This is a genomic window from Mucilaginibacter dorajii, from assembly GCF_024808255.1.
Classification (GTDB): domain Bacteria; phylum Bacteroidota; class Bacteroidia; order Sphingobacteriales; family Sphingobacteriaceae; genus Mucilaginibacter; species Mucilaginibacter dorajii.
Genome location: NZ_JANTYS010000012.1, coordinates 1 through 18051 on the forward strand (window position 1 = coordinate 1; position 18051 = coordinate 18051).

Genomic DNA, 18051 nt, shown 5'->3' on the forward strand with positions numbered 1-18051 from the left:
CCTTGCTGAGAAATTCAACGAAAACAGATAAACATGGAGCCAATACGTTGCAAACATAGAGGCCGCATCATTTGAATTATGATACGGCCTCGTTTAGTTTTATTGCATTTTTTACTCCGCCTGGCCCTAATTAACCAACCTCACCTGTTTTTTTAGGATCAAGCAGAATTTTAAATCAAAGTATTTACCTTGGTCTTTTAACTATTTATTAGTTCATAAACTAATGTGCTTCTTAAAATCACGCAAACAAAATTATAAACGACCTTGGAATTAACAACTTATGAGGACTGGATCCACCTGTTAGAACTTGCTGAAGCTGGCGATAATGTAGCTCAAGGTGAAGTTGCTTTACACTACGATTCGGGGTTAATATTAAAGGGCACTGAGATTGTGGAAGAAGATCAGTCAATGGCTTTTAAATGGTACTATAGCGCCTATGAAAATGGCAATATTACAGTGGTTACCCGCATTGCCGATTTTTTAATTGAAGGGCTTTATTGTGAGCAAAATATAGAATTAGCTATTGAACTTTATCAAAAAGGAATTGATAATCGCTATGGTATAGCTGCAAATAATTTAGCTGTATTTTATAGAGATAAGCAAGATTATAAAAAGGCGTTTGAACTTTACAAACTTGCACAACATCTTGATAGCTCAGATTCATTGCCGTTAGCATTGTGTTACTATTTTGGTATTGGAACCGAAAGAAATTTAAACATGGCTTTTGAAATATTCAATAATATTTCAAAAGCGGAATCTGCAAACTATCAATATCACATTGATGAGGCAAACTACTTTTTGGGGAGAATATATTTAGAAGGAGAGATAGTAGAAAAGTCTATTGTTAAAGCACGCGCTTTTTTGAAACTCGCCAACGCCGATGACGACCATCGTTCGGCACAAGAACTTTTAATGATCATTGGAAAAAACGATTAAACCAGAATCCTGCTTAACCTCATTTTCTGCATTTTTCCAGTCCCCCATACCTTCATTTACGTCCCTTTCTAATGCCTGAAAAGGATGATGCTTTATTTGATTAGCTTAACGTTTATCCACGAATAATCCTATTACTACCGCAAGTAGTTCATTGCGGTATAAAAGTTGAGTGTGTTTCTTTGCGCTGTGTATTTATGACAACGGTTGTATTTACATAACACACATTTAAACAACACTTTGTATGCGTATAGTAACACTTGAAGAACATATTTCCTTGCCCGAAATGACTGATCTGATACCCAAAGATGCTTTGGGTGGCTTTGGCCAATCAGAAAGGATGCAACAGCTTAAGCCTAAGCTGGCCGACATTACCGGTGAGCGGCTAAAATCAATGGATGATAACGGCATTTCAATACAGGTACTTTCTGTGGATAGCTCGGGCGCTAATTTGTTAAACCCGCAGGAGGGGCCGGCTTTTGCTATGCAATATAACGATCTGATCGCGCAGAGGATCACAGGCTTCGAGGATAGATTTACGGCTTTTGCCCATCTGCCAATGACCGCCCCAATGGCCGCGGCCGACGAATTGGAGCGTACCGTAAAAGAATACCATTTTCGCGGTGCCATGATCCGCGGACTTACACAGGATAAATTTTTAGATCAACCAGAATTTGTACCGATATTTGAGCGTGCCGAAAAGCTGAATGTACCTATATATATCCACCCGGGTTTGCCACCCAAAGGGATAGCTGATATTTACTATAATGGGTTGCCCACCCATTCGGGGATGGCCGAAGCTTTGGCTTGTTACGGTTGGGGATGGCATTCAGAAACGGCCCTGCATGTTTTACGCCTGCTTTATGCAGGGATTTTCGATAAATACCCCAAACTAAAACTAATTATAGGCCATATGGGCGAAATGCTGCCCATGATGATGGCCCGATCTGAAAGGGCATTTAAACCCGGGAACGGAGGCGCCAACCAGCGTACCCTTAGCGATACTTTCCATCAGCAGGTCCATATCACTACAAGCGGTTTCTTTACACAACCGCCGTTGAAAATTGCTTTAGATACCTTTGGTGTCGATAACATTATGTTTTCTGTTGATTATCCGTTTAGTACAAACGAAATGGGCATCGAGTTTTTAAACGCGATTGACCTCCCGCAAGAGCAAATAGCGAAAATAGCTCACGGCAATGCCGACAAACTATTGAATTTAAATGTAGTACAGTAATGAAAAGTATCCCGGTAGATCTGTTACAGCAGAAAACAAGCATTGGTTTACAGATCAAGGTTTTCCGGCCCGATGATCAGCATCAAAATAAAAAGGAAATATCCGACGCCCATCGGGATGATCATTATATTTTTTTCCTGCTTACAAACGGTTCGGGCACTTTAAAGGTTGATTTGCAGGACATTGTTGTTACTGCCGGCCAGCTTTACTATATATTACCATCACAAGTTCATTCCCATATAAAGGCAGAACGCGCCGAAGGCTGGTTTATAGCGGTTGATACTGCCTTAATTCCGCCTTATTTAAGAGATGTCTTTGAACGCCCGTTAGATTTACAAATCCCCTGCAAGCTTACCGATCATGAATTAAAACAGTATTCGACCCTGTTAAACCTGTTACTGAACGAATTTGCTGAACAACGGGGCGATGAATATCATCGGGCTATTGTGCGTACCCTTGGTCAGTCATTTTTGGCAATGGCTGCCAGTACATATGATCTTTTAAACACCACGCAAAATACACATAGCAGATCCGCGGAAATTGCCCATCAATTTAAAAGCCTGCTTACCATTCATAGTCATACCATTAAAAGTCCGGCAGCGTATGCCTCAAAACTTAATGTTACGCCGGGGTATTTAAATGAGGCTATAAAAAAAGTTACGGGTTCAACTGTAAGTTATTGGATTCAACAGGAAATTTTTAGCGAAGCCAAGCGCCTGCTATATCATAGCGATGCCGATGTAAAGCAAATTGCCCATGAATTGGGCTATACAGATCACTCCTATTTCATTCGCTCTTTTCGTAAAGCATCGGGGATGCCACCCTCCAAATTCAGGATGCTTAACCGCAAATAATTTTCAATATCCTGCCTAAATGATAATTTTAGCCTCGCTATAATTTTACTTACTACCGCGGTAAATAGGAAGCCCATTAACAACACACATCTATTGATATATTATGTTTTTTTCGACTGGATAAAACAGCCCGACAATACCTATGTATTTCTTTTTATTTATTTTTACTAAAACACCGGCGGTTATGAAATTGATACCCATTTTTAAAGTGCGGGATATGCATATTGCACTCAGACATTATACCGAGGTGCTGGACTTTGTGATGACCGATCCCGACGATACGGTAGATTCGCCGGTGATTGATCTGGGCAATGGCGACGCGGCCTTTCAGATCACCACTCACGAAAGTGAAAAGCTTTTCGGCTCAGTAGCCAATGTTTGGGTAGATGATGTAGACGCGCAATTTGCTAAATATAAGGCCCGCGGACTTAATACATCGGGCAAACAAAATTCACCGGTAGAGCAAGGGCCATTTGATCAAACCTGGGGCCGACGGGAATTTTATGTTAAGGATCCTGATGGCAATACCCTGCGCTTTGTTGCACTAATTAAATAACAACTTATGACATTTGTTTATGTCGATAACACGCATCCCGGTTTAACCATCCCCCCAAACATCCATCAATATCAGTTGTAACGTATATACAACAAACACCACCGATGTATAAATTACCCGCTATTATACTTTTATCCCTGTTTAGCATGCTTTCTGCGAAGGCCCAAAGCCCGGCAGCCCACCAATATAAAGACCATATTTTTCCTAATGTAGATGTTAAATCCAATCTGACATATAACCCCAGGGCAACAGCAAACGACAAAGAATCCTATCTTTTTGACCTATACCAACCCAGAGGCGATCATGCAACTGCACGGCCATTAATCATCTGGATGCATGGTGGTGGTTTTAAATACGGTTCAAAAACAGCCAAAGGCATCAAGATCTGGAGCAATGACTTTGCCCAACGGGGCTACGTTTGCGCGGCCATTAATTATCGCCTTAGCAAAAAGAACCCGGTATTTCACTTTGATGAGCTGCAAAAAAGTTGTTATTATGCCGTGCAGGACGCCAAAATGGCCGTTGCTTATTTCAAAGAACACCACGCCGAATATAACATCGACCCGAATAAAATCATATTAGCGGGCAATTCTGCCGGCAGCATTATTGCCTTGCAGGCAGCCTATAGCAGCAACTCCGAACTTTCGCGCCGAACAGGTGTGGTTGATTCTACCGCGCTATTAAAGCCCGATGATAAAGCAAAGGTTGCCGGCATCATTAACTTTTGGGGCGGCATTTTAGATACCCGCTGGCTCAAAAACGCCAGGGTGCCTATTGTAAGCGCCTATGGCTCGCATGATCGTATATTAAACCCCATCAGGGTTGATACGGGGATGTATGGCAGCATCACCATTCACAAAACAACTGATTCACTGCACATTCCAAATTCAATTAAGGTTTTTGACGGCTTTGGGCACGAACTGCAACGCCACTTTAACCCGTTTTTTGGGGCGGGTAAACCAACCCAAAAACGCTGGCTGCAAGCCGCTCAATTTGCGGCCGATTTTTATTATGAAACATTATTTAAGAAAACGGAGTAAACAATTACCGGATTTAAAAGTTATTGAATGTGAATTACTTAAAACGAACTACATATCATGAAATTAACCAGGATCATCACTATTGCCACCTTAGCTTTATTTAGCTTTGAGGGTATACAAGCCGATGCCGAAGAATTGGTTGTTGCCCCTGCCTCTGTTTTACAGATCAGGCTTCCGCCACCGCCGCCGCGCCCACCTGCACCACCCAACCCGTTCAGAAGGCGTCATAGAAGAGTGCGCAGGCACAGACGGTTCCATATCAAATTACCGCCAAGACCGCCGGCTCCGCCAAACCCGTTGCACTTGCCAACGCCTCCGCGTCCATAGCTGTTTCAAGCCTTCCGGTTATCGCCGGAAGGCTTTTTGTTTAGCTCCATAACCTACTTATAACCAATACTTTTTAAAGTTTCTGTTTTATACCAAACTATCACCTGCCGATACCTTAACTATAACCTTTGTGCTCCTTTCAATATCCTCCCAACTACTCTACCGTCACCTGCACCCCCCTTGCCTGCTACCGTTAAGAAGTATTTAACTAATTGCACATCAGCCAGGTAAATAAAAAGTCGCACCAAACGGTTTTTACCCCTTATTAGCCAAATAGCCCCGCCATCTTTTGCAGATGGCAGGGCTATTTTGATATATGTAAATATACAAATTTACCGACCATTTTAGAGCTCCACATCCCACAAATAAAATCACGTCCACTTTTAATAAATCCCTAAAAAGCAAAAGGCGGCCCTTTGTTGGGGCTGCCTTTACTTTTATCATCAATATGTTGTTATTGCTTATCCCACCAAACACGTGAGGTTAACAAATCGCCACCAGGTACAGCATTATGTGCCGCGTTGTAGTTGATGGTGTTGGTGCCAGCCTCAATAACCGGGTAAGGGAAACGGCGTGGTATGGTAGCACCTGTTGCGTTACCGGGGTAGTTAACCGGTGTTAATACCGGGAAGCCCGACCTGCGCCAGTTGGCCCATGATTCATAAAAATCAAGCATGGTATTGCTTAACAACCAGTATTGGGTATTAATCTGGTTTAAACCATCGGCCTGGTTGTACGGGTGCGCGGTAAGGTAAGTTTCTGCAGCGGCATCGCTTACGGTCGCAGCGGCATCGTACTGGCTTAGGTAGGTGATTGCCGCTTTAACACCATCATGATAATGGGTAGCCGCGCTACCTGCTATGCCAAAACGCTCGGCCGCATCAGCCAATAACAATTCAGATTCGGCATAAGTTAACACAAATGTTGGTCCGTTTCTTTTGATTAAACCGGGGGCTGGCGACGAATAATTGGTAAAACCGCTGAAGCTTGGATCAGAATAGATAGCCAACGTTGGCGATGCACTCAGATCTTTACCATTTGGCATACCTTTTTGCACGGCCGCGCTTGAGTTGGCATTTGGGTTTTGCGCTTTGGTAGCATCATCAACATACAGGTTGGTTACCGCTACGGCGCTTAAACGCGGGTCGTTGCTGTTTTTAAGCAGGTCGATAAAAGTTTTTGACCAGCGTACATAAAAGTTTTCCTGGCCGCCATCGCCCAACAGAATCTGGCTGTTGCGGTTAATAGTTGTACGACCTCCCGATGCATCGCCTAAAATAAAGGCGTTATCGGCATTACCGGCCATGGTTTTGCCAATTACCTGGGTAACGTAAGTTTTGGCGGTAGCCGGATCAACTTTGCTTAAACGCATGGCTAAGCGCAATATTAAAGTATTGCCAAAACGTTGCCATTTGGCAATATCGCCATGGTACATTACATCGCCGGTTGGGATATCACCGCTCGGGTTTAAGGCCGCGGTAGCCGCGGTTACTTCCTTCAGCATATCGGCATAAATTGATTGCTGCGAATCGTATTTAGGAAAATAGTTTTTATCGTAATAACCTAAACCTGCTTGTGAATAAGGTACATCACCATATAAATCGGTAATGCGTTCAAATATCAGGGCGCGCATAATGCGGGCAATCTGGTGCAGGTTGGCGTAAGCCGGTTTGCCATCTGTTGATTGTACCACATCAACAATAGGCCTTACCTGCTCCGGGTAAGCGCCATCGCCGCCGGTAGGTGTACCGGCCGAAAAGCCCCAGTAAGCCGCGGTATAACCCGCGTTAAGCATATATTTATCACCAGCCCAGTAGCCAATAACCGTACTAAAGCCCTGCATCATGGTTGAGCAATAGATCAAATTTCCTCTCCAGGTATCGTAGCTAAAATCGGTACTGCCGGTATAGCCTAATTGCGCGCTGGTTAATACATAATTAGGGTTAAAAGTACTTTGGTTGTATGTAGCGGGGTTGGTATTGGTTTTTTCGAAATCCTTTCTGCACCCTGCCGAACAAATCAACAGTGCCGCAAGCATTACTGCGGGGTATTTAAATATTTTTTTCATCTTAATAAGATTAGTGGTTGTTGATTATAATTTAACACTCAGATTTAAACCAAACGTACGGGTTGGCGGCACGCCACCTAACTCCAAACCGGCAGCATTTAAGCTGTAGGTAGATTCGGGGTCGATGTTGTCTGTTTTCTTGTGAATGTAAAACAGGTTGCGGCCAACTAAGCTAAGTGTGGCACCTTTAATTACGTTGTTAAACATTTTACCCGGGAATGAATACCCAAGCGTTGCCTGGCGAAATTTGATAAAGCTGGCATCCTGCACAAACAGGCTCGATACATTATTAGCCAGGGTACCGTAGTAAGCTGAAGCCTGGTTGCCCAGCGCATCGCGGTTAACCAGGGTTGCCTGGTGTAAGCCTAATACGTAACCATAATAATCGGTAGCCGAGAATATTTTGCCGCCAAATTTGCCATCAATCAGGAATGAAAAGTTTAACCTTTTGTAGGTAAATGTATTGGTAAAACCCGCGGTCCATTTGCCGTAAGCAGATCCGTAGGATTTCAGATCGCCCTGGACAGGTACTCCCGAAGCATCTTTAACAATAGCGCCGGTAGCATCACGTTTATAATCAAAAGCCATGATCTGGTCTATTGGTTTACCTACTATATTTTGAGTAAAACCAACACCGCTGCGTGATGTAGATACAGGTACAGAGGTTTGGCCGGCGGCTAATGATACCACGGTATTATTATTAATTGAGCCGTTAAGTGAAGTGTTCCAGCTAAAATCTTTCAGTTTAACAGGATAGCCGCCTATCAAAGCTTCAACGCCACGGTTACGTAGCTGGCCATAGTTTAAAATTGCGCCACCATAACCAGATGTTACCGAGGCAGGGGCGTTTACAATCTCGTCCTTTGAGTTTTTGTTATACCAGGTTACATCTAAACTTAACCTGTCTTTAAACAAACGCAATTCGGTACCAATTTCAAGCTCAGTGGCTATGGATGCAACCAGGCCGCTGTTTGGAATGCTTAAATTTGAAATAATACCCAACTGGTTGCCATTAAGCGACGCGCTGTTAAAGCCATATGCCAATTGTGTTTGATAAGGTAATGTAGCCTGGCCAACTTTGGCGTAGCCTGCACGTAACTTACCAAAGCTTAACCAGCTTGGCTGCCATAATTCTGAGAATACAAATGAACCCGTAACCGATGGATATACCTTATTAAGCGGGTTGTTGATACCTGGGGTAGCCAAAGTACTGAACCAGTCATTACGTACCGATCCGGTGATGTACAGGTAAGTTTTATAATCCAACTCCAAAGTACCATAAACGGATTGTACTTTTTGATCAGACGGGGTATAGGTTGGCGTTGATTGTTGCTGCGCATTGGTGATCACATATACGTAAGGTATTGCGAAGTTGCTGCCATTAAGACCAAAAAGTTCTGATTTGGTATGCCTGTAGCTGCCGCCAATATTAGGAGCAATGGTAAAATCTTTTATTTTAAAAGTTTTGCCCAATAATACGTCGGCGTTGATGTCGTAAAAATTGGTCGTATTTTCGGTGATTGAGCCAGTTGGGCGGTATGCTGTACCCGTTGGCACTACACCGGTATACCTATCATTATAAGCATCCCTGCCTGCACGGCCTTGAATGAAATAACCGCTATCAAAATTGTAGCGCAAGCTTGCTGATGATATTAAACGCTCGCGGGTAGTATTGTTGATGAATTTTTCGGCCGCGAAGTATGGGTTGGTGGCATAAGCATTTGCCGAGTAACCGTATTCTGTGCCATCAGCATTAGTAGCTTTTTTAAGGGTTCGCACATCTAAGCTGGTTGGCAAAAAGGTTACGTTATAGTTGGAGTTACCTGGTCCGTCGCTCAGGAAGGGCCTGTTATTTGCCTGCTCTAAAATATAGTTGTTGCGTACATCTAAGCTTAAATTTTTGGTAATGTTATAGTTACCGGTTAAGTTAAAAGTTTGCCTGTTTAAGCCCGAATTTGGGGTGATGGCATCGTTATGCAAATCACTTGCCGAAAAACGTACCGAGCCACCGGTAAAGCTTTTGTTAAAAGCGATGGTGTTGGTTGCTGTAGTACCGGTGCGGAAAAAGTTTTTAAGGTTATCCTTATACGCGCTGTACGGACGCGATACACCATCAAACTGAATTACGCTTGAACCATCTAACTTACCACCCCAGCTTGACTGGCCCGCCTGGAAAGCATCATTTTTGGTTGCCGGTTTTACACCGTTTGCACCGTTACCATAAACATATTGCCAGTTAGTTGGGTTGATAACATTTTCGGTAACAAAGTTGGAGTTAAACTCGATACCGCTGTCTTTACCGCTTTTGGTGGTAATTAATATTACGCCTGCTTTACCACGGTAGCCGTACAATGCCGATGCCGCGGCGCCCTTTAGTACAGATATGGTTTCAATATCATCGGGATTAAGGTTGCCCACCGCATCGCCCAGATCGGGCTGATTATCATACTGGCTGCCCATTGCCGAGTTTGGCGAGTTTTCCATAGGCACACCGTTAATCACATATAATGGCTGGGTAGTTTGCGATAGACTGGATACGCCGCGGATGATCACGTTTGAGGATGATCCTGGTCCACCAGCTGTAGGGTTTACATTTAAACCGGCTACTTTACCTTCAAGCGAGTTGATCACGTTTGGCTCACGGGCCTGGGTAAGCTCGTCGCCTTTAACTTCTGTTACCGAGTAACCTAAAGCTTTACGTTCTTTTTTGATGCCAAGGGCTGTTACCACCACTTCGCCCAATTGCTGTGAGTCTTCAGATAATACAACCGATAAAGCCTCGGGCGAGTTGATGGTTACCTCTTTGCGTACATAACCCAAATAGTTAAACACCAAAACATCGCCAATATTGGCATCAATGGCAAATTTACCGTTCACATTGGTTTGGGTGCCACTTTTGCTGCCTTTTACGATAACGTTAGCGCCAACAATAGGCTGGCCTGTAGCATCGCGCACAGTACCACCAATTTTTATGCTTACAGCATTATTGGGGGTCTGGCCTGGTGCAAGCTGGGGGATTTGTGCCAGGTTTTGGGCAACGCCAATATAATTACCTACAATTTTAAACTGCAACTGGGTTTTATCCTGCAGTTGTTTTAAAACCAGGGGTAATTGTACATTTTTTACATTAAGGGTAAGTGCCGGCAAATTGTTAAGTATCTGATCGTCATAAACGAACGATACTTTTGCCTGTTGTTCAATCCGTTTAAAAACCTGTTTAACGCTCGCGTTTACAAGGTTAAGGTTCATCTCCTGGGCTTTAATGCCCGTAGCCATCAGGATAGAAGAGCAACACACCTGGATGCCGATTATAATTGTTGAAATGCGCATGCATTTTCTAAGTATGGGCAATGGTTTGCCGTAAAAATTTATCATATTTGTGTATGGTTTAATGAGTTAAACTAAAGCCGGCTGCCTATGGGTCTCAAGCATGTATGCAGTGGCTAACAAAATTCCGGGGGCATTCTGTGTCTCCGGTTTTTTTCCTCCTTAGCTACTAAAAAGGGAAATGGTGGTGGTTATTTAATTACTACTGTACTATCATTGGCAATTTGATATTTAAAATGTTTAGCGTAACTCAGTACTTGTATTATGGAGTCTAAATGCTGGCTGCCCACAACAATTGATATGCGTTCGTCCAGTAATTTTTTGTTTTCAATGGTAATGGTTGTGTTATACTCCTTCTCCAGGGCTTTAAATACGTTTTCCAGCTTCTCCTGCTCAAATACGGTATTGTTTTTACACCAGGCGGTAACGGGCTGGTTAACAATTTCCTTTACTACGTGATGGGTAGCGTAGTTTAGCACAATAGCTTGCCTGGGTAGCAGAAAAATGGCTTTTTTATCGGTACTGTTAGGCATAGTGATGCCAACTTTGCCGGTAACCACGCTTACACGGGTTTTGCCTTCTTTTTTATAGCTGCTTACATCAAAAGAGGTACCCAACACATTTACATCCAGATTTTTTGTTTTTACGATGAAGGGATGATCGCTCAGGTGTTTAATATCAAAAAACGCGCGCCCTTCAACCAATTCCACCTGGCGGGTTTTACCGGCAAAGCTTTTGGGATACCTGAAAACAGATCCGGCCTTAAGCCACACCCTTGATCCATCGGGCAAGGTGATGTGCAACACCCGGTTTTCGGCCACCTTAACTACCTGATTTTCGGCCACCTTAATAACTGCCGGTTTATCGGCAGGTTTAAAAACAAAAAAGCCGATAGCCAATACGGCGGCGGCCGCGGCTACCTGAGTTAAACGTTTAAGTACAACATACTTAGTTTTATGGGTACCCGACGTAGGGGGCGCTACTTGCAACTTTTGTTGCAGGCTATTAAAAATGCGTTGTTTTACTTCTTCTGCCGATTCATGGTTGTCGACATGCAGGGGCTCCTCTTCATTTTGATGAACAGCATCATACCATTGGTTCAATAATGCTTTTTCATCGGGCGAAGCAGTGCCATTCATGTACTTTTTTGCCAATAACTTTACCTGGTCCTTATCCATATGGATATAATTTCGTGTATTTATAAGTATAGAGTATACTTATGGGCAATTACCCTTGGTGGTAATTAAAATAAATTGTAAAATTTATTTTATACAGAATAATGTATGGTTGACGGTTGTAGGAAGTACAAGACTCACCCGGCGAGGCTGCGCCCGGCCCCCTCTTCGGCTTCGCCGGAAAGAGGGGTTTGAAAAGCTTCAATTCCATTAAAAAAACTGATAAACAGACCGTTATTAAAACATAGTCAAGCTTTTCTATTGCAGACAGGGATCACATCTCTTTCACGCATGCAAATCGAATCGATTATCCAAGTCAGAGAGTTCGAACGAAGGGCGATAAATATTGTATATAGAAGAAAGTTAATAAATGTTCAAACCCTCTTTCCGCGAAGCGAAGAGAGGGTGGCCAGCGTAGCGTAGCCGGGTGAGTCTTCTGCGCTTTACTTTTGCGACAGCATCATCGCTATCATCAGCAGCAAAAACTCTCCCGGAGTGGCGCCCAAACTGTCGCGGATTACACGGAGGGCTTTGGTCAAATGACCTTCGGCGGTTTTTTGGGAGATGTTTAAATTGCGGGCAACTTCGGCCAGTGGCTGGTCGTGCAGTTTATTGTATTGAAAAACCAGGCGGCATTTTTCGGGTAGTTTGTTTGATAGTTCGGTAACTATCTGCAGCAGTATCTTATGGTCTACATTAAATTCGGCAACGGCACCTTCATTAATCTGGCCCAGTTTTTCTTCCTTAACCCTGCTCTTTTTTTCTTTGGATAGATAATGATAAACACTGTAACGCGTCATGGCGGCCAGGTAGCCGGCCAATGATACAATTTCTAAACCCTCTTTATTTTTCCAAAGGTTTAAAAACACATCCTGCACAATTTCTTCGGCGGCATTGGTATCTTTAAGTAGTTTATAAGCAATATAATACAGCTTATCCCAGTAGCCGTTGTAAATTTCTGTAAATGCGGTAGCGTCGCCATTCTTCAATAGCGAGGTTAATCCGTTATCATCTACTGCTACAGCATTCACAACTTTTTAAATTTAATGCTAAATTTATATAAAAATAATACACAAAAGTGAACCCCGCTGTTAAAATTTAAATGATAGCGGGTTTTGTTACAAATTCACAATATCTTTTTTTTAGTTATAGTGCTAATTATCAACACGATTATCGGTTTAGCAACCCACCTTTCAAATAGCAGTGTAATCTTTTTTATGTAGAGACACATCACATGTGTCTCTTGCTATACAGCTATTATGTGTACACATCTTTCTCAAAAAATAAAAATGTCATTTCGATAGAGCGGAGGTGGGATGCGAAATGACAACGTTTTTATTTAGTGCGCACAAGTAGGCTATACACGGCGAATTGCAGATTCCCCTCACCCAATTATCTGATTTTAACAATAAGCTAAAAACGGCTTTAAATTACAAGCCCAAAAACAAGGAGTAACAATTACAACTTATTCATATATTTAAGCCACCAAACAAGTGGCTTTTTTATAAAAAAGAATGAACGTTAAGCAACTATACTGTTATTTTTTTTATACTCTATATAAGGCTTGGTGGAATATTGATAATGCCTTTGGTGCAAGTGGGTTGTTTCAAACAAGCACCAAAGCATTGATATGCATGTTACAAGTAGAAATATTGTTAGTGTTCTCCTTGGGGATTTATTGTAGACGCTTTTTTCATATTTATGAGCATATCCCCTTTTTTAGTGTCCCTATTTTAGCTCCTCTGATAATTTTGTCAATAGTAAAATGGTCTGTTTTTGAAAGAAAAGATAAATGGGAAAACTATGTTAAAGAATTTAACGAATTGCCAAAATGGAAAAATAAAGTAGGGGTTTCGGTAACTGGCATAATAATACTGTTTGTGTTTTTAAATTTTGTTTTTGCGGTCAATCTAAATCTTCAACCAAACGGATTAAAATGGTAGACAAATAAAAAAACAAACTGCGATTCAAGTTTTATTGATGTAAACTGATATGTAGTTACCAAAATATTGCGTCTCTACAGAAAACAAGACACAAAAAAGCGCTTCGGATCTCACCCCGAAGAGACTACAAGCATAACGATTCGAAATCAGAGCTTTAAACAGCGGGGGAACGCAAAATGTTGGCAACTATATAGCAGTCGTACTAAAAAATAGATTTTTGTAATAAATTTAAACCTTTTTAAACTTTTACTTATTATTACGTAAATTTGTATACTTTAAAAGCAACGTAAACTATTGGATTTTTACCAATACACAATTCCAATCTGCGGAGCCGTGTAAATCCAAAATCTTCGTTACTTCGTTAACTAACTTAATCAAAATTGAGCGTGCAGCGTATCTCACTGTTCATTCCCTTGGTAATAGTTAATTACACAACATTTATTAAACTAATTTCATATATCGACGTCCAATATCGGTATACATACAACCCGTTAATATAAATTTTACGGGTTGTAAATTAAAATTTATTGCCGGGAGGCAAATATTATGTCAGCTGTATTTGAAACACCACAAGATGCTATTCAGAGTAATCCTGAAAAGCTATTGCATTTTTTAAAATTTATTGAAAAAGATGCCAATGAAAGCCATGAATTGGCTCAACTCGGTGCGCATACCCAATTAGCAAAAGCTATATCCGATTATATCACAAATCCAATGGTGGGTTTAGTTAATACTTATAATTCAGTTCATAAAAACCTTATAGACACCTTGTTTGATGTAGTTAAGCATTTTTTAGCATTAAACAAGGAATATATAAACCGCATTTATACATCGTCAAAATCTACGCCTTTAAAATACTACATTATCCTAAAAGAAGACACATCAGAAAACAGGGAAGTATTTTTTGAATTTCTTGATAACTATGAGCTTTTAGGAATTGACTCTCGTATACCCATAGACTTTAGTTTCTTACCAAATGAAGCGAGCGAAATTATGTCCGAAAATAATTTATTATTGCTTGATTAGTAAGGATGAATATTTTCTACAATCAAGCAAAACATAATTTAGATTTCCTTGGATGTGTTAAGGCTAACTACCCAGAACAATTCTTTGACTGGAAAATAACAATCTTGTTTTATATATCTATCCATTTAATAAAATGCTTGGCATATAAGAGAGGTGTGAATATTGGAAGTACTCATTATGATATTGAACGAGCTTTAAACCCATCGCGAGGAATGCAGGTAACTCCATTCCCAGATTGGGCTTGGAGAAAGTATTCGCGTCTTTTTAAATATTCACGAGACTCCCGTTATGATGGAATTTTAGACGAACGAATTATAAGAATAGCTCAAGAAAAAAACTTCATAGAGTGCGAGAAGATATTTGATGATTTTTTGAAATATATGGCCAGTAACGAAATTACTTTATAATTAGTTTTGTTTATCTATCTTCTAAAATTCTTTCATAATCGTTCGAACTAAGGGACTTCGAAAGCTGGGTAATGCTTGATCAAGCCTCTTTTTAGAAATAAAAACGTAATCAAGTCTAAGAATCAAGAGCTCTGGTAAATACCGGGGCTCTTTTTTTATGATATTTTATCCAGGTAAATCTCACAAAAAAAGCGCTTCGGATCTCACCCCGAAGCGCCATCAACTAAATCCGGATCAATCTCACCTGATCCTTTCCCCGGCGGATCTCACGCGCCGGAAGGTTTTTAATATTTTTTTGCTGATCAATTAACCTTTTGTGTGTTCATAAAGGCCATGATCTTTTTTGATTCTTCGGGATAAATGGCAATCCGGTGCGTACGTACCAAATAAGGGATTTCCTTTTTACCGCCCGATGCCGCCACCGATATCACGTTGGATGGTTTTAACGGCATGTGGCAATCAATACAATTACTTTTAATGGTAACACCCAAAGCTGTACCCATTTTGCAAAAATTATGATTGGCTTCGCTGTGGCATTGCATACATTTTTGCGAGTAGGCCAACAGGTTGGCACTTTCGTTTTTGTGTACGTTATGGCAGGTATTACAATCCATATTGCTCATCATAAAACATTTGCTGGCGGCCAACAGGCTGTTTTGATTACCATGTACATCCAATGTTTTAGGATCGGTTGTTTGGTGTAAAAAATCGGCTTCTTTAAATTTACTCAGCGTATCGCCCATTTTAAAAACAAAAGCCGACCGCTGAAATACCCCCTTGTTCCCCGAATGACAAACTGCGCAGGCATCTAACTTTTGCGCCCTGCTGAGGGTTTTATAAGTGGTAATATACTTAGCCTTCTTTTCTTCGGGGTACTCGGTGTGGTAATTCACATGATTGGCTGCCGGGCCATGGCAACGCTCGCAATCAATACCGTATATCAGTGAGGCTTTATCAAATTCAACCAGCCTATGCGCCAAATCTATTTGTTGCTGCGGAATTTCTTTAATGTATGAGCTATGGCATTCCATACAACGCCTTAATATAGGCCTGGTAAAATCAATCCTTGAGGTATCGTAACCGGGGCTGTTGGTCCAACTGTTTAAGGCGCTGAAATACGACATCGGCAGCTCAAACAATTCATTGCCCTTCCAATACAAATAGGTTTCGGCCTTTACGCCGCCTATAGTAATACCAAACTTTTCGGCCTGGGTTTGTTTGCCGTGATTGTAGCCCACCTGGTAAAGGCCATCTTTACCCTTTTTCATTACAACACTTAGTCCGTTACCATATTGGTACACGTTGGCTCCATGCGCGAAACTACCGTGGATAGATTGCTCCAAAGCAGGGCGCGAGGATTGGTAATGTGCGGTTTGCAGGTAACTATCGTAAATTTTTTGGTGGCATTTAACGCAACTTGCCGAGCCGGCAAAAACCTGGCCGCGCGCATCGTCCTTTTTATCCTTAGTAAAACATTGGGTTAAAATGAAACTTAAGGGAATAAGGGCAACTAATAAGATGATAGATGTTCTTTTAGTTTGCATGCGGTGTTTGTGTACCAGCCATGGGTAGTATAGGCTCAATTATATTAATCAAACAAAGCGGCCAATTGTTCGGCCGCTTTGTTTGGTTTTTAATTAATAACCAGGGTTTTGTTTTATTTGGGTACCGTTCAATGTCTCGGTTAAAGGGATTGGTAAAATCTCGTTCACACCAGATTTAAAGCCTTTAAATGCAAGGGCGGTTGGTGCCTGTCCCCATCTAACCAAATCAAACCAGCGGTGACCTTCTGTTGCCAGCTCTAAACGACGTTCTTTGTAAATATTATCCAAAGAAGCGGTTTCGGCAGCTAAGCCAACGCGGCTGCGCACAGCATTGAGCAAACTTGTAGCACGGCCGATATCGCCACCGGCATTTACCAACGCTTCGGCTTCCATCAGGTAGGTATCTGCCAAACGGATCTCGATGTAATCATTTGGCCAGTTCAAATCTGTGGAGCCTGTAGTTACAATGTTAGCTACTTTGGGTGCAAATTTTTCAATGTAATAACCGCTTCCCTGGTAGCTTTGCTCATAGGTAACGTTGTTTGCTTTCGCGATGCTATCTATGTTGGCAATGGTATACGGATAACGTGGATCTCCTTTCATGGCGGCAACCAGGTTTGGTGTTATCGGGTTAAAACCATAACCCGCGCCATAATAAATTGGACCTTTATAGCTACGCGGACCAACCATTTGTACATAGATGTTTGACTTAAACTGATCCCAGTTGTTCCAGGTGTAGTTTTGGTTGCCAGAGTGCACCAATTCAAAGATCGATTCGCTGTTGAATTTGTTTTTGGGGCTAAAAATATCGCCATAGCTGGCTTGTAGTTTGTAGCCATAGGTGCTGGTGCCACCTGGTGTACCGTTAACCTGCGCTAAAGTTGATGCGGCCAAAGCCCATTTCTTTTCGTACAGGTAAACTTTACCTAATAAGGCGATAGCTGCACCTTTGGTAACACGGCCATTTTCGGTAGATGCTACCGTTGTAGGCAAGCCGGCGATAGCTGCGGTTAAATCAGCCTCAACATGGGCGTAAACAGAATCGGGCGATGCCTGTGGCTGTTTGTACACATCATTGATTTGTAACGTAGTTAATATCAAAGGAACATTTTTAAACAAGCGCACCAAATCAAAGTAATAGTGGGCACGTAAAAAATGACCTTCGGCAGTGTACCTTTTTAGCACATCGGCGCTTAATCCCGGCACTCCCGGTAATTTCTCTAACAATACGTCGGCACGGTTAACACCCTGGAAGTTGATTGACCAAAACTCGCCCTGGGGACCTGTGGCCGAAGTCATGGTGTAGTTATTCATAGCTTGCCAGGTGCTCATATCTGATGAAGAGCCGCCACCTGCATAACAATCGTCAGAGCCGGCGTTTAACGCGCCCAGCGGATCTGAATAAGTATTATCCAAACCACCGGTTTCGGTAACCAATGGATCATAAGCTGCAACTACGGCGGTAAGTGCCTGTGCAGGTGTTGAATAATAGTTGGCTTCTAAAAACTCGCCTTGCGGAGTAAGCTCAAGGAATGATTTTTTGCAGGAAGCAACGATACTGCCAACTCCTAACAAAACCACCCCGGTATATATAAAATATCTTGTTTTCATGAT

At 41.9% G+C, this 18051-nt stretch carries 15 protein-coding genes; 9 read left to right on the forward strand and 6 right to left on the reverse strand.

From position 1 onward, the window contains the following. Window positions 1-264 precede the first annotated feature (264 nt). From FHS10_RS16710 to FHS10_RS16735, 6 genes are all read left to right on the forward strand, one after another. Window positions 265-936 (forward strand): tetratricopeptide repeat protein, encoded by a 672-nt coding sequence (locus FHS10_RS16710; protein ID WP_259092616.1) that lies wholly within the window; start codon window positions 265-267, stop codon window positions 934-936. A 241-nt stretch (window positions 937-1177) separates the two neighbouring features. Beyond that, window positions 1178-2170, forward strand: a complete 993-nt coding sequence (locus FHS10_RS16715) for an amidohydrolase family protein (RefSeq protein ID WP_259092618.1) — start codon at window positions 1178-1180, stop codon at window positions 2168-2170. Beyond that, a complete protein-coding gene (locus tag FHS10_RS16720; protein WP_259092621.1) occupies window positions 2170-3024 on the forward strand; it encodes a helix-turn-helix domain-containing protein in 855 nt (284 codons plus the stop codon). Before FHS10_RS16715 ends, FHS10_RS16720 begins: the two co-directional genes overlap by 1 nt. Window positions 3025-3208: 184 nt before the next feature. Continuing rightward, entirely contained in the window at window positions 3209-3580 is a 372-nt protein-coding gene (locus FHS10_RS16725; RefSeq protein ID WP_259092623.1) for a VOC family protein, read from the forward strand. Between the two features lie 104 nt (window positions 3581-3684). Beyond that, a complete protein-coding gene (locus FHS10_RS16730; RefSeq protein WP_259092624.1) occupies window positions 3685-4620 on the forward strand; it encodes an alpha/beta hydrolase in 936 nt (311 codons plus the stop codon). A 57-nt stretch (window positions 4621-4677) separates the two neighbouring features. After that, complete coding sequence (locus FHS10_RS16735) at window positions 4678-4947, forward strand: hypothetical protein (RefSeq protein WP_259092626.1); 270 nt, start codon at window positions 4678-4680, stop codon at window positions 4945-4947. Between the two features lie 454 nt (window positions 4948-5401). Here FHS10_RS16735 and FHS10_RS16740 read toward each other — a convergent pair whose 3' ends face one another. From FHS10_RS16740 to FHS10_RS16755, 4 genes are all read right to left on the reverse strand, one after another. Beyond that, complete coding sequence (locus FHS10_RS16740; protein ID WP_259092627.1) at window positions 5402-7015, reverse strand: SusD/RagB family nutrient-binding outer membrane lipoprotein; 1614 nt, start codon at window positions 7013-7015, stop codon at window positions 5402-5404. A 24-nt stretch (window positions 7016-7039) separates the two neighbouring features. Next, window positions 7040-10390, reverse strand: a complete 3351-nt coding sequence (locus FHS10_RS16745) for a SusC/RagA family TonB-linked outer membrane protein (RefSeq protein WP_259092629.1) — start codon at window positions 10388-10390, stop codon at window positions 7040-7042. 143 nt (window positions 10391-10533) lie between these two features. Beyond that, the gene (locus FHS10_RS16750) at window positions 10534-11520 is read right to left on the reverse strand and encodes a FecR family protein (protein WP_259092631.1); all 987 of its coding nucleotides are present in this window, start codon (window positions 11518-11520) and stop codon (window positions 10534-10536) included. A gap of 440 nt (window positions 11521-11960) precedes the next feature. Then, window positions 11961-12548, reverse strand: a complete 588-nt coding sequence (locus FHS10_RS16755) for a sigma-70 family RNA polymerase sigma factor (protein ID WP_259092635.1) — start codon at window positions 12546-12548, stop codon at window positions 11961-11963. A 483-nt stretch (window positions 12549-13031) separates the two neighbouring features. Here FHS10_RS16755 and FHS10_RS16760 point away from each other — a divergent pair, with 483 nt between their 5' ends. From FHS10_RS16760 to FHS10_RS16770, 3 genes are all read left to right on the forward strand, one after another. Beyond that, window positions 13032-13460 carry a hypothetical protein gene (locus FHS10_RS16760; RefSeq protein ID WP_259092637.1) on the forward strand — a complete coding sequence of 143 codons (429 nt, stop codon included), beginning with the start codon at window positions 13032-13034 and terminating at the stop codon, window positions 13458-13460. A 546-nt stretch (window positions 13461-14006) separates the two neighbouring features. Continuing rightward, window positions 14007-14486, forward strand: a complete 480-nt coding sequence (locus FHS10_RS16765; protein ID WP_259092639.1) for a hypothetical protein — start codon at window positions 14007-14009, stop codon at window positions 14484-14486. Between the two features lie 5 nt (window positions 14487-14491). Beyond that, window positions 14492-14893, forward strand: a complete 402-nt coding sequence (locus FHS10_RS16770; RefSeq protein ID WP_259092642.1) for a hypothetical protein — start codon at window positions 14492-14494, stop codon at window positions 14891-14893. A 302-nt stretch (window positions 14894-15195) separates the two neighbouring features. Here the strand turns inward: FHS10_RS16770 and FHS10_RS16775 are convergent, their stop codons facing one another. Both FHS10_RS16775 and FHS10_RS16780 read right to left on the reverse strand, forming a co-directional pair. Beyond that, on the reverse strand, window positions 15196-16476 hold the full coding sequence (locus tag FHS10_RS16775) for a cytochrome c3 family protein (RefSeq protein ID WP_259092644.1): 1281 nt from the start codon (window positions 16474-16476) through the stop codon (window positions 15196-15198). A gap of 54 nt (window positions 16477-16530) precedes the next feature. Next, on the reverse strand, window positions 16531-18048 hold the full coding sequence (locus FHS10_RS16780) for a RagB/SusD family nutrient uptake outer membrane protein (RefSeq protein WP_259092647.1): 1518 nt from the start codon (window positions 18046-18048) through the stop codon (window positions 16531-16533). Window positions 18049-18051: the final 3 nt, after the last annotated feature.

Coding starts and splice junctions, on each gene's coding strand:
- FHS10_RS16715 (WP_259092618.1), top strand. CDS start 1,178: ATGCGTATAGTAACACTTGAAGAACATATTTCCTTGCCCGAAATGACT.
- FHS10_RS16720 (WP_259092621.1), top strand. CDS start 2,170: ATGAAAAGTATCCCGGTAGATCTGTTACAGCAGAAAACAAGCATTGGT.
- FHS10_RS16725 (WP_259092623.1), top strand. CDS start 3,209: ATGAAATTGATACCCATTTTTAAAGTGCGGGATATGCATATTGCACTC.
- FHS10_RS16730 (WP_259092624.1), top strand. CDS start 3,685: ATGTATAAATTACCCGCTATTATACTTTTATCCCTGTTTAGCATGCTT.
- FHS10_RS16735 (WP_259092626.1), top strand. CDS start 4,678: ATGAAATTAACCAGGATCATCACTATTGCCACCTTAGCTTTATTTAGC.
- FHS10_RS16740 (WP_259092627.1), bottom strand. CDS start 7,015: ATGAAAAAAATATTTAAATACCCCGCAGTAATGCTTGCGGCACTGTTG.
- FHS10_RS16745 (WP_259092629.1), bottom strand. CDS start 10,390: ATGATAAATTTTTACGGCAAACCATTGCCCATACTTAGAAAATGCATG.
- FHS10_RS16750 (WP_259092631.1), bottom strand. CDS start 11,520: ATGGATAAGGACCAGGTAAAGTTATTGGCAAAAAAGTACATGAATGGC.
- FHS10_RS16760 (WP_259092637.1), top strand. CDS start 13,032: ATGAACGTTAAGCAACTATACTGTTATTTTTTTTATACTCTATATAAG.
- FHS10_RS16765 (WP_259092639.1), top strand. CDS start 14,007: ATGTCAGCTGTATTTGAAACACCACAAGATGCTATTCAGAGTAATCCT.
- FHS10_RS16770 (WP_259092642.1), top strand. CDS start 14,492: ATGAATATTTTCTACAATCAAGCAAAACATAATTTAGATTTCCTTGGA.
- FHS10_RS16780 (WP_259092647.1), bottom strand. CDS start 18,048: ATGAAAACAAGATATTTTATATATACCGGGGTGGTTTTGTTAGGAGTT.